The sequence below is a fragment of the Corallococcus sp. AS-1-6 genome (assembly GCF_020037015.1).
Taxonomy (GTDB): domain Bacteria; phylum Myxococcota; class Myxococcia; order Myxococcales; family Myxococcaceae; genus Corallococcus.
The window spans coordinates 353,374-367,952 of the sequence record NZ_JAIQDE010000004.1 but is presented as its reverse complement, the minus strand read 5'-3'; the positions used below and the strand labels follow the sequence as shown (position 1 = coordinate 367,952).

The 14,579-nt window shown below is 72.5% G+C and carries 12 protein-coding genes; 7 read left to right on the top strand and 5 right to left on the bottom strand.

From position 1 onward, the window contains the following. Positions 1 to 91: 91 nt before the first annotated feature. The 6 genes from K8612_RS08555 to K8612_RS08530 all read left to right on the top strand — a co-directional run bounded on the left by K8612_RS08555 (position 92) and on the right by K8612_RS08530 (position 7,658). On the top strand, positions 92 to 1,717 hold the full coding sequence (locus K8612_RS08555) for a CotH kinase family protein (RefSeq protein WP_223761921.1): 1,626 nt from the start codon (positions 92 to 94) through the stop codon (positions 1,715 to 1,717). Continuing rightward, a complete protein-coding gene (locus K8612_RS08550; protein WP_223761920.1) occupies positions 1,714 to 2,481 on the top strand; it encodes a VTC domain-containing protein in 768 nt (255 codons plus the stop codon). Before K8612_RS08555 ends, K8612_RS08550 begins: the two co-directional genes overlap by 4 nt. Before the next feature lie 59 nt (positions 2,482 to 2,540). Next, entirely contained in the window at positions 2,541 to 3,710 is a 1,170-nt protein-coding gene (locus K8612_RS08545; RefSeq protein ID WP_223761919.1) for a porin, read from the top strand. Then, entirely contained in the window at positions 3,710 to 5,392 is a 1,683-nt protein-coding gene (gene tmk / locus K8612_RS08540; protein WP_223761918.1) for a dTMP kinase, read from the top strand. The genes K8612_RS08545 and tmk overlap by 1 nt, the downstream gene beginning before the upstream one ends. Then, entirely contained in the window at positions 5,379 to 6,047 is a 669-nt protein-coding gene (locus K8612_RS08535) for a DUF4956 domain-containing protein (protein ID WP_223738783.1), read from the top strand. The genes tmk and K8612_RS08535 overlap by 14 nt, the downstream gene beginning before the upstream one ends. Before the next feature lie 93 nt (positions 6,048 to 6,140). After that, positions 6,141 to 7,658 (top strand): Hsp70 family protein, encoded by a 1,518-nt coding sequence (locus K8612_RS08530; RefSeq protein ID WP_223738782.1) that lies wholly within the window; start codon positions 6,141 to 6,143, stop codon positions 7,656 to 7,658. Between the two features lie 21 nt (positions 7,659 to 7,679). Here K8612_RS08530 and K8612_RS08525 read toward each other — a convergent pair whose 3' ends face one another. Both K8612_RS08525 and K8612_RS08520 read right to left on the bottom strand, forming a co-directional pair. Then, positions 7,680 to 10,397 carry a PAS domain-containing hybrid sensor histidine kinase/response regulator gene (locus K8612_RS08525; protein WP_223761917.1) on the bottom strand — a complete coding sequence of 906 codons (2,718 nt, stop codon included), beginning with the start codon at positions 10,395 to 10,397 and terminating at the stop codon, positions 7,680 to 7,682. 117 nt (positions 10,398 to 10,514) lie between these two features. Beyond that, positions 10,515 to 10,895, bottom strand: coding sequence for a hypothetical protein (locus tag K8612_RS08520; protein ID WP_223761916.1), 381 nt, complete (start codon positions 10,893 to 10,895; stop codon positions 10,515 to 10,517). Between the two features lie 202 nt (positions 10,896 to 11,097). Between K8612_RS08520 and K8612_RS08515 the strand changes: the two genes are divergently transcribed. Next, a complete protein-coding gene (locus K8612_RS08515) occupies positions 11,098 to 11,496 on the top strand; it encodes a response regulator (protein ID WP_223738780.1) in 399 nt (132 codons plus the stop codon). Between the two features lie 7 nt (positions 11,497 to 11,503). Here the strand turns inward: K8612_RS08515 and K8612_RS08510 are convergent, their stop codons facing one another. From K8612_RS08510 to K8612_RS08500, 3 genes are all read right to left on the bottom strand, one after another. Continuing rightward, positions 11,504 to 12,178: an SOS response-associated peptidase gene (locus K8612_RS08510; RefSeq protein WP_223738779.1), complete on the bottom strand. Its 675-nt coding sequence runs from the start codon at positions 12,176 to 12,178 to the stop codon at positions 11,504 to 11,506. Positions 12,179 to 12,234: 56 nt separating this feature from the next. Beyond that, a complete protein-coding gene (dgt, locus tag K8612_RS08505; protein ID WP_223761915.1) occupies positions 12,235 to 13,677 on the bottom strand; it encodes a dGTP triphosphohydrolase in 1,443 nt (480 codons plus the stop codon). Between the two features lie 131 nt (positions 13,678 to 13,808). Then, the gene (locus K8612_RS08500) at positions 13,809 to 14,480 is read right to left on the bottom strand and encodes a DUF2378 family protein (protein ID WP_223761914.1); all 672 of its coding nucleotides are present in this window, start codon (positions 14,478 to 14,480) and stop codon (positions 13,809 to 13,811) included. Positions 14,481 to 14,579 lie beyond the last annotated feature (99 nt).

Below are 14,579 nucleotides of genomic sequence, written 5' to 3'. Positions count from 1 at the left end.
ACGTCAGCCCTTCAAGGTCCGCAATCGCAGTGCCACGGCGGAGTCTCGCGCCGCCGTGGCACCGCGCCCCCGCACCCGCAAAGGGACCCCCATGGCCTTGCCTCGTCCGCGCCTCTCCGGCGCCTTCGCATTCCTGGCGTTCGCCCTCGGAGCCTGTGGCACCGACCGCCCCGACACCTGGACCGACGCCTCGCACGGGAAGAACGCTCCGCCCGCGTATGACGTTGTCTTCCCGAAGGGGAAGGTGCAGCGCCTGGACATCGTCATCACGCCGGAGGACTGGACGACGATGCAGGACGACATGACGTCCATGCTCGGCGAGTTCGGCGCGGGTGGGGACTTCGGCGGTGGGGGTGGCATGGGCGGCCAGCCCGACGGAGGCATGGGCGGCGGCGGAGGTGGCTTCCCCGCGGAGTTCGAGTCCGCGTGCGTGGGCAAGGCGTCCGGTGACGCCTGTACCGCCACCTTCAATGGCACCCCCTTCACCAGCACCTGCTCCACGTCCCCCATGGGCGGCGCGCTCGCGTGCCTCCCGCCGATGGGCGGTGGCGGTGGCGGTTTCCCTGGCGGGCCTCCCGACGGCGGAGGGCTTCCGGGCGGAGGCGGCGGTGGAGACCTCATCCCCAACACGCCGGTGTACGTGCCCGCGACGGTGAAGTTCGAGGGCAAGGCGTGGAACCACGTGGGGCTTCGCTACAAGGGCAACTCGTCGCTGTCCCAGGCGTGGCGGAGCGGCGTGGGCAAGATGCCGCTGCGCTTCAACTTCGACAAGTTCGAGGACGAGTACCCTGAAATCGAGGGCCAGCACTTCTACGGCTTCGGCAAGCTGTCGCTGTCCAACGCGGTGTCGGACGCGTCGCTCATCCGCAACAAGGTGGCCACGGACCTGTTCCGCGAAGCGGGCGTCCCGGCCAGCTACACCGCGTTCGCGGCCGTCTACGTGGACCACGGCGACGGGCCCCAGTACTGGGGCCTCTACACGCTGGCGGAGGACCCCGGGGATCCGCTGCTCGAGCGCTTCTTCAGCGACGACAGCGGTCCGCTCTACGAGGCGGACGGCGTTGGCGCGCGGCTCCAGAGCTTCGACGAGGCCTCCTTCGAGCCGGACAACAAGGCGGCGGAGGCGGCGGGCTGGGGCAGCGTGGAGGCGCTCATCACCGCGCTCAACTCGGAGCGCACGGACTCCGCCGCGTGGCGCTCGCGGCTGGAGGCGACGCTGGACGTGGACGGCTTCCTCAAGTGGCTGGCCTACAACACCGTCATCGAGAACTGGGACGCGTACGGGGCCATGGCCCACAACTACCTCCTGTACTCGCACCCGGGTGAGAACGGCCGGCTGCACTGGGTGACGTGGGACCATGACCGGTCGTTCCAGGACGGCATGCGCGCCACGTCGCTGTCGCAGGAGTCGGTGGACGCGACCTGGCCGCTCATCCGCTACCTGATGGACGACCCCGTCTACCGGCCCGTCTACGAGAAGTACGCGCTGGAGGCGGCGGACGGACTGCTCGCCCCCGGCCCGCTGGAGGCGCGCTTCCGCGAGGAGCACGCGCTCGTCACCCCGTGGGCCGTGGGTGAGAACGCGGAGCAGGCGGGGTTCACGTTCCTGAGCAGCCCGCAGGCGTTCCAGGACGCGCTCACCGGGGCCAACGGCCTGGTGGACTTCGCGACGAAGCGGCAGGCGGAAGTGCACGCGGCCTTCGGTACGAGCCCATGACCGCGACGGCCCGGGTGCAGGACGCGCAGAGGCCCGCGCCCGCCGCGGAGCAGGACCGGGAGCGGCGCTTCCAACCGCCGCGCGAGGTGCTGGCGTCCTTCCTGGGCGCCGTCCAGGGCTGGACGTCCCGGCACCTCTACGACCCGGGCCTGCCCGTGGCCTACACGCGCACGACGTACCTGGACACCGACGACCTGGACTTCCTGGGCACGTGCCACTCGGGACAGGCGGAGCGCCTGCGCCTGCGGGAGTACGCGGGCGCGGCCCACCTCGCGGAGGCTCCGGTGCTGACCGGGAAGCGCGTCCTGGAGTTGAAGCGCAGCCATGGCGAGCGGCGCACCAAGGTCCGGCTGCCCGTCACGGAGGCGGAGGCCCGCGCGGTGCTCACCGGCCATCCCCTGCCGGTGGACGGCGCCGCCGCGCGGCTCTTGCGACAGGCGAGCCTCTTGCCGGTGCGGCCCCGGGTCACCGCGTGGTACCGGCGCACCACGCTGGCCACGGTGTCCTGCGACGTGCGCATCACGCTGGATGAAGGCCTGGTGTTCGCCCTGCCGCCGGACACGACAGCGGATGGCGCGTTCGCGGTCCCCGCGCGGCGCGTGGGCCGGGCGCCGCCCGCGACGGTCGTGGAGGTGAAGTGGAAGCGCGACGCTCCCTCCTGGCTGGAGGAGGCGCTGTGGGGGCTGTCGTCCCATGAGACCGCCGCCTCGAAGTTCGAGCAGGGCATGCGCGCGCTCCTGGAGGACGCGCGCCCCACGAAGTGAACCCCCGAAGGAATCCCCCTCCCGTGCCACCGAGACTCCGCCCCCCTCCTGGCCGTGCCATGCCCGCGCGCGGACTGCTGCTGACCTTCCTGCTGTTCTGCGCGTCCGCCAGCGCGGGGCAGGCCGACCCCTCCCTTCCGGCGGGCACGACGCCGTCGCTCCCGGAGCCGCCTCCCGCCGCCGAGCCATTGCCGCCACCGCCAGGCGACGACACGGGCTCGGACGTGCCACCGCCCACGGTGCGGCTCCCCGCCGGCTCCGGGGTCATCGAAGTGGGTGGCAGGCTGTCGGTGCGGGAGACGGTGGACTCGCGCCCGGACAAGGTCTGGTCCGGGCGACTGTCCTTGCCCGCGACGCGCCTGGAGGCCACCTACCGCTTCAAGAAGAAGCTCAAGGCGGTGGTCGAGTTCGACGTGCAGGACGGCCTCAAGGACGCGTACGCGTGGCTGGACCTGCCCCACGGCTTCGCCCTCCGCGCGGGCCAGTTCAAGGTCCCCCTGTCGCTCATCGAGCTGGAGTCGTCCCGGTGGCTGCCGCTCGTGCGCCGGGGCCTCATGCGGGACGTGCTGCGCGACGCGCTGGTGCTCACCGGCCGCAGGCCCGGCGCCCAGTTGGAGTGGAAGTGCAAGGACTGCGCGGTGGACCTGAAGCTGCGCGCGGGCGTGTGGCAGACGGGCCATGACACCGGCAAGGTGGACCTGTCCAAGGGCCTGGGCGTGGTGCCCGCCTTCCGGGGAACGCTCACGCTGGGCACCGTGGAGTTGGGCGCGTCCGCGCTCCTCCAGCCCGCGGGCTCCATCGACGGGGGCTCGCACACGGGCTGGACGGCGGGGCTGGACGTCCAGCACGAGCTGCCCGTGGGACTCGGCGCGCTGCGCACCTGGGGCGAGGTGCTGGTGGGCCGCACCGAAGTGCTCACCGGCCTGGAGGGCCCCTTCCTCACCGCGCGGGCGCTGACCGGCTGGCGCATCGGCGGCGGCGCGAGGGGCGCGCTGTTCGTGGAGCCCTTCGTGATGCTGTCCGTGTTGGACCCCGACCGCACCCTCCACCAGGACCGGGTGTGGGAGGGGGCCGCGGGCCTGAACGTGGGCCAGTTCCGCCACTGGCGCCTCCAGGCCCAGGCGGAGGTGCGCGAGGCCGGCGACGCCGTGCCCGCCGTCGTCACGGCCCTGGAGGACAACCTGGCCTCGCGCAAGGCCGTGCTGCTGCAGATGGAGGTCTCCTTCTGATGTTCATCGTGTTCGAGGGAATCGACGGGTCGGGCAAGACGACGCTGTCCAACCGCGTGGCGCGCGAGCTGCGCCGGGCCGGGCTCACCGTGCGCCACGTGCGCGAGGATGGCCGGCTGGCCTCGCCCGTGTCGGAGGGGCTGCGGCGCTTCACGCGCGACCCGCTGCACCTGGCGCTCACGCCCGTGGCGGAGCTGCTGCTGTACGCGGCGCGCGAGGCGCAGCTCCTGGAGGAGGTGACGCGGCCCGCGCTGGCGGAGCACGACGTCGTCATCGCCGACCGCTTCCTCTACACCGCCGAAGTGCTCGCCCGCTTCGGCCGGGGCCTGCCAGAGGCGGAGGTGCGGTCCGTGCTGGACACCTGCCAGCGCGGCCTGCACCCGGACCGCGTCTTCCTCATCGACGTGGACCCCGCCATCGCCCGCGCCCGCCGCCGCGCGTCCAAGCTGCTGGCGAAGGATCGCTCCACGCCGTCGCGCAAGGGGCTCACCGGCGCCGGCCTCCAGGCCCGCCTGCGCGCCGGCTACCGCGCCCTGGCCGCCGCGAGCCCGGAGCGCTGGAGCATCATCGACAACACCGACGTCCCCCTGGAGGAACAGGTGACGCGGCTGGTGGAGGACGTGCTGCGCGTGCGCCGCGGTGAAGCGCCGCTCCACGCCGCGGGCCTGACGCGGCCCAAGGTCCCGGTGCGCTCGCTCGCCGAGGCGCGCGGCCGGTTCCTCGCCCGGCTGGACGGCTGGACCGTGGACGAGCCGGGCCTCGCCGCGTGGTTCCTCGCGGGCCTGGAGGGCCAGGACGTGGAGGCACGCCGCGCGCTGCTGGCCGAGCGGTGCCCGGAGCTCATCGCGCACGGGCTCTCCGGCCTCACGCATCCCGCGGCCTGGGAGTGGCGCCACCGCCTGGAGGCCGCCGCGCCCGAACAGGTGCTCGAGTCCCTCACCGACGGTGCCAGCGATGCGCCAGCGGCCTGGCATCTGCGCGAGCGGTGGGAGACCCGGGCTCCGGAGGCCGTGGCCGCGTCGCTCACCAGCCTGGATTCCGAGCGCGCCTGGCTCATGCGCGACCGGCTGTCACGCGCCGCGCCGGAGCCGGTGGTGGTGTCGCTGTCCGGACTGGACAGCCCCCGCGCCTGGGACGAGCGCTGGCGGTGGCTGTCCTCGCGCGGCGGCGACGCGGCCTTCGCGGACGAGGGCGTGGCGCGCGCGCTGTGCCGTTCGCTCCGGGGCGTGGACAGCGAGCGGGCCTGGGAGTGGCGCGAGCGCGCGATGGCCGTGGCACCGGACGCCGTGCTGCGCTCGCTGGAGGGCCTGGACAGCCCCCGCGCCTGGGCCCTGCGTGAACAGCACGCGGCGCGCGCCCCCAAGGCGGTCATCGGCTCGCTCACCGGGCTGGACGTGCCCGCCGCGTGGAGGCTGCGGGAGACGTTCGGAGTGACGTGCGAGGAGGTCCTGGACTCGCTCACCGGCATGGACGTGCCCGCCGCGTGGAAGCTGCGCACGGCGCTCGCGGACACGTGGCCCTCCGCCACCGTGAAGAGCCTGGGCCTGCTCGCGACGACGGCGCGGGGGCAGGCCCTCACGCTGGAGCTGCTGGAGCGCCATCCCCACGACTTCGCCCTCTTGCGCCAGGCGGCGCGGACGGCCTCACAGTTGGAACAGGAGCCTCGCCATGGCGTCGCTTGAGGTCTTCAACGCGGGCGCGCAGGCGTCCGTGCACGGGCTGCCGCTCCTGGAGGTGTTCGAGCGGCTGGGCTTCGCGCTGGTGCTGGGGTCGCTGCTGGCCTTCCGGCCCTGGCGCCGGTGGATGCCTCGCGCGCCGGTGATGGCGCAGGAGACCATGCACACCCAGTTGCTCATCGCCATCGCCGGGGCGGTGATGACCACCGTGATTGGCGACAGCATGTCGCGCGCCTTCGGGCTGGTGGGCCTGGGCGGCTTCATCCGCTTCCGCTCCGGCATCAAGGACTCGCGCGACGCGGCGGTGATGTTCGTGATGATCGGCGTGGGCATGGCCTGCGGCCTGGGTGCCTTCCCCATCGCGGTGTGCGCCACGCTGTTCTTCGGCGCCGTGCTGCTCGCGCTGGACTCCACCCTCCAGCGCCACCCGCAGCGGCTGAAGCTGTCCCTGGACGTGGAGGACCTGGGCGCCGCCCTGCCTCCCCTGCGCCAGTTGCACCCCGACTCGCGCGTGCTCACCCTGGAGCAGGCCACCGCCACCCCAGGTGGCACCGCCGTGGTGGAGCTGGCCGTGCCGGAGCGCACCGACACCTTCCTCCTGTTGGAGAAGCTGCGCGGCGCGCTGCCCGGCGTGCGCGCCGCCTCCATCGACCCCGAGTAGGTCCCGATTCCACATCCAGGCCCTCGTGCCCCGCCTCGACGGCGCGCGGGAGGTGCCCCGGCGCGGCGGGACGTGCGAGGATGGCGGCCTCACATGAGCACGAGCGCCGCCCCCATCCTCGGCATCGACTTCGGGACCACCAACACCGCGGCGGCCTTCTTCGACAAGGCGAACAAGCTGCGGGTGGTGCCCATCGCGGACAAGAGCCTCACCCTGCCCTCCATCGCGTGGTTCCACGCGGGGGACAAGGCCATCGTCGGCCCGGCGGCGCGGCGGCAGATCATCGACGACCCGCGCCACACCGTCTTCGGCGCCAAGCGCTTCCTGGGCCGCCGCTTCCAGTCCGAGTACGTGGCCCGCCACCGCGGCCGCTTCGCCTTCGAGCTGGTGGAGGGCCCGGACGGCTACACCGCCGTGGAGGTGTACGGGAAGGTGACGCCGCTCATCGACGTGGCGCACTTCATCCTCAAGCACCTCAACACGCTGGCCACGCACGCGGCCGGGGCCCCGTTCCAGGAGTGCGTGCTCACCGTGCCCGCGCACGCCTCCATCCGCCAGCGCGAGGCCATCCGCCGCGCCGCGGAGAAGGCGGGCCTGCGCGTGCGCGCCATCGTCAACGAGCCCACCGCCGCGGCGCTCTACTACGCCAACCTGCGCAACCCCGAGCAGACGGTGATGGTGTTCGACCTGGGCGGCGGCACCTTCGACGTCACCCTCATGTCCGTGCAGAACCGCGTGGTGAAGGTGCTGGCCACCGGCGGCGACGCGTTCCTCGGCGGCGCCAACTTCGACGAAGCCATCGTGGAAGCGCTGGTGGACGACTTCCAGAAGCAGCACGGCATCGACCTGCGCGGCAACAAGGTCGTCATGCAGCGCCTGGTGTTCGCCGCCGAGTCCGCGAAGATGGCGCTCTCCAGCGGCGCGTCCGTCCCCATCCGCATCCCCTGCATCACGCAGAAGGACGGCGCCTTCGTGGACTTCAACGTCACGCTGACGCGCGAGCGGATGGAGGCCATGGTGTTCCAGCTCATCGAGCGCACCGCCGCCGCGTGCGACGACGTGCTGGAGAAGGCGGGCCTGAAGCCGGACGCCATCGACGAGCTGGTGATGGTGGGCGGCCAGACGCGCATGCCCGCCATCCGCAGGCGCCTGTCCCACTTCAAGAAGCTGTCGTCGGATAAAGAAGTGCACCCGGAGCTGGGCGTGGCCGTGGGCGCGGCCATCCTGGGGCGCAACCTGGCGCGCGGCATCAGCGGCCTGTCGGACGTGGTGCCCATGCCCATTGGCGCCATGGTGCCCGGCGGCGGCCAGCACGAGGTGCTCCCCGCCAACACGCCCGTGCCCGGCACGCGCTCCGTGGACCTGGAGCTGCCGCCCTGGCCGGGCCCCGTGCCGGTGGCGCTCTTCGAGGCCCTGGACCGCACCACCGTGGAGCGCGAGCTGCTGGGCACCGTGCGCATCGAGCCGGACTGGCGCGTGGCGCACCCGGGCCCCACCACGCTGGAGCTGCGCATGGGGCCGGACTTCGCCCTCACCGCCAGCCTCGTCGCGAAGGACGGCCAGCGGCAGCCGCTCACCATCAGCGACCCGAACGCGCCCCAGCGGGCCTGAAGCGCTTCAGCCCGCGGCCCGTTACACCACGGTGCCCTTGAGCTGCTCCAGGAGCCGGCGGCTCTCCTCCAGCGCCTCCTGGCAGTGGGCGACGAGCGGCTCCAGCCCCTCCAGCACCCGGGCGTCCGCGCGCTGCTCGATGTCCCAGCACAGCGACTCCAGCATGGCCGCCCCGAAGTAGGCCGCGTTGGACTTGAGCGTGTGCGCGGCGCGCGCCAGGTTCTCCAGCTCACCGCGCGCGAGCGCCCCCCGCGCGTCGTCCATCAGCCGGGGCATGCTCTCCAGCGCCGTGTCCACGAGCTCCGGGAGCATCCGCTCCACCTGCCCGTCCAGCGACTGCCACAGCCGCTCCAACGCGCTCGCGTCCAGCCCGCGGATGCGCGGGGCGCCCAGGCGCGGGGCCTCCGGGGCGCGGACGACGGGGGCTCCCCCAGGCTTTCCCGGCAGGCGCTCCCAGGCGCGGCGCAGCGCGGAGATGAGTTCCTCCACGCGGATGGGCTTGCTGAGGAAGTCGTCCATGCCCGCGTCCAGGCACTCGCGGCGGTCCGCCGTCATCGCGTTGGCCGTCATGGCGATGACCCACGGCTGCTCGCCGGCGGGCATGTCCTGGCGCAACTGGCGCGTCGTGGCCAGGCCGTCCAGCTCCGGCATCTGGACGTCCATCAGCACGACGTCGTAGCGCTTGCGCGCCAGGAGGTTCAGGCCCTCGCGCCCGTTGTTCGCGGTGTCCGCCGGGTAGCCCAGCCGCTCCAGCACCAGCAGCGCCAGCTTCTGGTTGGTGGGGTTGTCCTCCACCAGCAGGATGCGCAGCGGCATCTGCTCGCCGGGGCGCGTGTTGAACACGGAGCGCTCGCGCGTGGCGGGCGCGGGCACGACGGGCATGGGCCGGGCGGAGATGAGGTCCTGCGCCAGGCACGTCATCAGCGCGTCATGCAACTGCGACGCCTTCACCGGCCGGGGCAGCACCGCCGTGAAGAGGCCGGGGGGCTGCGCGTCGCGTTGATCGTACGAGGTGAGCAGCAGGAGGGGCAGCTCGCGCGCGTCGCGCTGCTGGCGGATGTGCGCCGCCAGCGTGGGGCCGTCCATCAGCGGCATGCGGTGGTCCAGGATGGCCAGGTCGAAGCGGGCCCCGGACTCCAGCCGGGACAGCGCCTCCGCGCCGGAGCCCACCTCCACGATGGCCATCCCCCACGCGGCCAACTGGCGGCCCAGCAGCTTGCGGTTGATGGCGTTGTCGTCCACCACCAGCACGCGCCGGCCGTGCAGCTTGAGCGCGTCCGGACGCAGGGCCTCCCCGCCGCGAGGGGCCTCGCGCGCCTGGAAGGTGAAGTGGAACGTGGCGCCCTTGCCCGGCACGCCCTCGCTCTCCATCCACAGCCGCCCGCCCATCGCCTCCACCAGCCGCTTGCTGATGGCCAGCCCCAGCCCCGTGCCGCCGTAGCGGCGCGACACGGACTCATCCAACTGGTTGAAGGGCTGGAAGAGGCCCGCGCGCGCGGCCTCGCTGATGCCCAGGCCGGTGTCCTGCACCGCGAAGTGCAGCTCGAAGAGCCCGCCCGGCGCGAGCGGCTGGCGCGGCGTGTCCACGGAGATGGACACCCCGCCGCGCTCGGTGAACTTCACCGCGTTGCCCACCAGGTTGAGCAGCACCTGCCGCAGGCGCGCGCCGTCGCCCACCACGCTGACGGGCGTCTCGTCCGTGACGTGGTAGCCCAGGTCCAGGGACTTCTCGCTCGCGCGCATGGCGAGCAGGTCCAGCACGGACTCCACGCACTGGCGCAGGTTGAAGGGCTGCTGCTCCAGCTCGACCCGGCCGGCTTCGATCTTGGAGAAGTCCAGCATGTCGTTGAGCAGCCCCAACAGCGCGTCCCCGCTCTGGCGGATGGTGGACGCGAAGTCGCGCTGCTCGGGCGTGAGCGCCGTGTCCATCAGGAGCCCCGCCATGCCGATGATGGCGTTCATCGGCGTGCGGATCTCGTGGCTCACGGTGGCCAGGAACAGGCTCTTGGCCTGGTTGGCGTCCTCGGCGGACTGGCGCGCCCGCTGGAGGTCGGTGACGTCGTGGTAGATGGCGATGAAGCCCATGGACTGGCCGGACACCGTCACCGGCATGGCGCGCAGCTCCACGTCCACCACCGTGCCGTCCTTGCGCACGCGCCTGGTGACGACGTGCACGCGGTCCTTGCGCAGCACCTCGCGCGACGTCTCCTCGGCCTGCGGACGGATGTCGTCCACGTTGGCCACCAGCTTGAGGATGTTGCGCCCCAGCGCCTCGTACGGCGTGTACCCGAAGAGCCGCTCCGCGGCGGGGTTCCAGGACAGGACCTCGAAGGCGCGGCTGATGGTGACGATGGCCACCGGGCTGTGGCGCACCACCGCCTCGAAGAACTCCTTCTGCTGCCGGAGGATGGACTCGGCCTCCTGGGCCACGTCCAGGCCCCGCAGCAGCAGGAGCCAGCCGCCGTCCTGGGGCACCGCCCGCACCCGCACGGAGCGCACCGGGCCCACCGGGAGCTCCGTCTCCGGGGGAGCGTCTTCACCCGGCGATGAGACCTGGGGGGGCGTCCAGCCCGGCAGCACGCCGTCCACGGGCTGCCCCACCCACACGTCACGAGGGCCCAGCAGCGCCTCCGCGGCGCGGTTCACGGCCACGACCCGCAGGGTCGGGTCCAGGACGAGCACGCCGTCTCGCGTGTGCTCGAACAAGGCCGGATACGCGCTGGGTGGCAGTTCGGGCAAACTTCCCCCTCCGTTCAAGAACTGTAGGTCAGTCGAGGCGCCAGTTCCATGTCATCCACGGAAAACCGTGGAGGTGGGCAGGCGCCGGCCTCTTCCCGGGGCTCCCGGGACGGCGATTCAGGGGGTTGAAATGCCTGCCTGGCCATGCAGGGGGGCGGGATGTTTCGTCGTGTTTTCATACAGCGCGGTGAGGTCTCCCAGGGTGCTGGCGAGGACGCCCCGGGCGAGGTGTGAGCGGGCCAGGCGGCCGGGGGCCCAGGGGATCCATGCCACGGACGAGGCCAGGGAGGACATGCCAGATGCGGGGTCCTCCACCGTCACGCCCGCGTCAGGGCGATGCACCGGTTCGCCTCCGTCACGCAGCGGGGTCTCGAACCTCCCCTGGTACCAGGCCTCCACGCCCAGCAGGGTCGCGCCGGCCAGCACGGCGAGCCCCGTCAGGGACGCCACGGCGATGCGGCGGCGCCTGCCCGGCATGCCCCTGTCGGAGGACGTCATGGCGCGAATCCTAGGGGGCTTTTTCCGGAGCACCCAGGAACTGTCCAGGGACCGCCGCGCCACTGTTTCAGGGCGGACGGGCAGGCGGCCCCCTGCCCTCATGGCCGTGGTGGAAACCGCCGTCCCGGAATCTATGATGGGTCCTGGGCGGTGCGGCGTTCGGGCGACCTAGCTTTCCTTTGACCCCAAGGAAGAGAGCGCTGTGCCTGACGCGACGACCCCGCCCTTGATCCTCCTCATCGATGACGAGCCGGAGCTGGAAGTCACGGCCCGGTACCTCGAACTCGAAGGCTATTCCGTACTGACGGCGGCCAACGGCGAGGAGGGGCTGCTGGCGCTGGCCTCCTGCCGCAAGCCCTGCATCGTGCTGCTGGATTTGATGATGCCGGTGATGGACGGCTACGGCTTCCTGCGGCGGCTGCACGACGACGCGACGCTGTGCGGGCTCCCCGTCTTCGTGCTCACGGCCAGCTTCCAGACGGAGCGGATGGCCGGCGTCGTCGGGACGCTCCAGAAGCCCCTGCACATGGAGCTCTTCAAGGAGGCCGTGGCGCCCTACTACCCGTCTCCGGCGAAGAAGGAGGGCCCCTCCGCGGGATAGCGCCGGCTCAGGCCGCGACGCGGGCCACGCACTCCGGGCCGTCGTTGGCGGGGGAGTTCACCCCGCGCGACACCTCGTGGACGTCCAGCGGCGCCTCCGGCGCGGGGACGAGCAGCGGCAGCAGGACGGACGCCTCCTGGGGCTCCGGGCGCAGCCACACCGCCTGGCCTTCCGGCGACAGGATGACGGGCATCCGGTCGTGGATGGGCGCCATCAGCGCGTTGGGGCCGGTGGTGATGATGGTGCAGGTGCGCAGCACCTCGCCCGTGTCCGGCGCCGTCCACTCCTCCCAGAGCCCCGCCAGGGCCAGCGGCCTGCCCTCGCGGTGGTGGAAGAAGTACGGCGTCTTGGGCTTCGTGGACTGCTTCCACTCGTACCAGCCGTCCACCACCACCAGGCACCGCCTGCGCTTCAACGCCGAGCGGAAGCTGGGCTTCTCCGCCACCGTCTCACCGCGCGCGTTGATGAGCTTGTTGCCGATGGACGCGTCCTTCGCCCAGGACGGGATGAGCCCCCAGCGGAACACGTCCAGCAGCCGCGCGCCGTCGTTGGGCACCACGGGCAAGAGCTGCGTGGGACAGAGGTTGAAGCGCTCGCGCTCCAGCGTCGCGCGCGCGCCCGCGAGCTCCAGCTCGGCGACGAGCTGCGCGGGGGAGGTCCGGACGGTGACTCGGCCACACATGGGGGTGAAGCGTAGCGCCCGGCGGCCGGCGCCGCACGCTCGCCGCGCCCGAGGGCCTACGTGGGGAGCTGGATGCCGGACAGGCGCTGGTACAGCTCCACCGCGCGGCTGTCCGACAGGCCGGTGATGTAGTCCGTCACGCACAGGAGCCGCTGGTACGGCGTGAGCCGCTGGATGGCCTCGTCCCGCCGCAACGGCCGCTGCGCCGCCTCATCCGCCGCCGCGAACTCCGGGCGCTGGAAGCACTCCAGGGGCAGGAGCTGCCGCAGCTTCTTCTCCTCCGCGTTGGGTGTCTCCGCCACCACCGACAGGGCGAACATGTCCAGCAGGCCGCCCAGCGTCTTGAAGCCGGCGCTCTCAATCTGGAGCACGCGCTCGCTCCAGTAGCCGTGCTCGCGGGTGAAGTCGGTGATCTCCTCCAGCCGCGCGCGCACGTCGGGCTTGAGCGCGGTGAGCGACGTCTCCGTCCGCCCCGCCTCCAGCTCGTGCGCGTGCTCCACGAAGGCCTCCACGCACTGCGGGATGAGCTTCCCGATGGCCCGCGCCCGCGCCTGCGCCATGCGCGTCTCCAGGTGCCGGGGCGGCTTGCGGGCCGTGGGCTCCGGCAGCACCGACTCCAGCAACTGGCACGCGCGCTCCATGGGCACCAGCCCCAGCTTCGCGGAGTCCTCCAGGTCGATGACCGCGTAGCAGATGTCGTCCGCCGCCTCGACGAGGAAGGCCAGCGGGTGGCGGCTGAACACGCCGGGCTCGCGCTCGCGCAGGCCCGTGGCGCGGTAGGCCTCCAGCGCCAGGTCGACGTCGTCCTGGAAGTAACCGAACTTCTTCTCCGACACGACGCCCTTCGTCTTCTGCCGCGAGCCGGGCAGCACCGACGGGCGCGGGTACTTGCTCATGGCCCCCAGCGTCGCGGCGGTGTAGCGCAGCCCGCCCCGGCGCTCGCGCGACTGGAGCCGGTTGAGGATGCGGAAGCCCTGGGCGTTGCCCTCGAAGTCGCGCAGGTCGCGCCACTCGGCCTCCGTCGCGAACGGGCTCTTCCTCCCCTCCCCCGGCGGCGAGAGCCGCTGCCCCACCCAGTGCTGGATGGCCGCCTCCCCCGAGTGTCCGAACGGCGGGTTGCCGATGTCATGCGCCAGGCACGCCGCCGCCACGATGGTGCCCAGGTGCGACGGATCCAGCTCCACGCCCTGCGCCTTCAACCCCAGCCCGGCCTGGTGGCCCAGGGAGCGGCCCACGCAGGACGCCTCGATGCTGTGCGTGAGGCGCGTGCGCGTGTAGTCGCTCGTCGACAGGGGGAACACCTGCGTCTTGTCATGCAGGCAGCGGAACTCGCTGGAGAAGACGATGCGGTCGTAGTCCCGCGAGTAGTCATTGCGCTCGTCGAGCTGCCGGAGCGCGGCGTCCTCCGTCTGCGCGGAGCGCGGCCCCGACCCGACGCGGGCGTCCGACAGGAGCTGGCGCCAGCGCTCCGTCCGTTCCTGACTGTCATTGCGGCTCACGCGGAGAAGACCTCCCGGTACGAGGAGAGCCCCGCCATCGTGCTCCCCCGCACGGGGGGCGCAAGTTCCCGCGCCCTCCGCGGGCGCGACGCCCAGGGGGACCGGGCCCCAACTCCCGGTCCCCGCGCCCCCTACTGGAACATCCGCCAGCGGGACACCTTGGGCGCCTCCGTGGGCAGCGCGACGGGGGCCTCCCAGGAGATGTGGTACTCGGTGTCCAGCAGGCCCAGCTTGCGCCCCTGGACCCGGGGGTTGCGCGCCCCCACCATGGTGAGCACCTCGCGCAGCACGCCCTCGTGATAGGCCGGCGGCATGAAGTCGCGCCGCATGACGAACAGCGCGTCCCCCTCTCCCCTCCAGTCGACGGTGCGCTCCCCGTAGCTCACCGCCATCTGGTAGCCGGACGGCAGGTTCGTCACGAGCTTGCGCGCATCCCCCGCGGCGAGCAGCAGGAAGGTGCGCCCCACCGCGGACTCCAGGAAGCTGCGCGTGGCCTGCATCCCCATCTGCCGCAGCGCCTCGTCGGCCCCGCCCCACCGGGGCGACAACTGCCGCGCCGCCACCTGCGCCAGCTTGAGGAAGCTGGCCACCGGGTAGTTGAAGAAGCCCACGAAGCGGCGCTCGTCGGTGACGGCCCTGCAGGCGGCGACCGCCTCCTCGCCCGCGCCGGTGCGCACCGTCTCCAGCACCCCCAGGAAGAACATCCCCCGGGCGGTGTCCAGCTCCGTCGCCGCCATGCGCCGCACCGCCCAGTCCGCATCCACCGCCCCCGCCTCCGGGTACGGCTTCGCCTGTACCTGCATGCCTGCCTCCGTTATCGCGTGGGCCCACGCCCCACGTGCGAATCGCCAACGTGACGCTGCTCTCTTCCGGGATGCGCCGCGGCAGCAGGTGCGCATGCT

What these genes read in the sequence shown, in the direction of transcription:
- K8612_RS08520 (WP_223761916.1), bottom strand. Translation starts at nt 10,895, where the DNA reads ATGACGTCCTCCGACAGGGGCATGCCGGGCAGGCGCCGCCGCATCGCC.
- K8612_RS08550 (WP_223761920.1), top strand. Translation starts at nt 1,714, where the DNA reads ATGACCGCGACGGCCCGGGTGCAGGACGCGCAGAGGCCCGCGCCCGCC.
- K8612_RS08545 (WP_223761919.1), top strand. Translation starts at nt 2,541, where the DNA reads ATGCCCGCGCGCGGACTGCTGCTGACCTTCCTGCTGTTCTGCGCGTCC.
- K8612_RS08510 (WP_223738779.1), bottom strand. Translation starts at nt 12,178, where the DNA reads ATGTGTGGCCGAGTCACCGTCCGGACCTCCCCCGCGCAGCTCGTCGCC.
- K8612_RS08530 (WP_223738782.1), top strand. Translation starts at nt 6,141, where the DNA reads ATGAGCACGAGCGCCGCCCCCATCCTCGGCATCGACTTCGGGACCACC.
- K8612_RS08535 (WP_223738783.1), top strand. Translation starts at nt 5,379, where the DNA reads ATGGCGTCGCTTGAGGTCTTCAACGCGGGCGCGCAGGCGTCCGTGCAC.
- K8612_RS08500 (WP_223761914.1), bottom strand. Translation starts at nt 14,480, where the DNA reads ATGCAGGTACAGGCGAAGCCGTACCCGGAGGCGGGGGCGGTGGATGCG.
- K8612_RS08555 (WP_223761921.1), top strand. Translation starts at nt 92, where the DNA reads ATGGCCTTGCCTCGTCCGCGCCTCTCCGGCGCCTTCGCATTCCTGGCG.
- tmk (WP_223761918.1), top strand. Translation starts at nt 3,710, where the DNA reads ATGTTCATCGTGTTCGAGGGAATCGACGGGTCGGGCAAGACGACGCTG.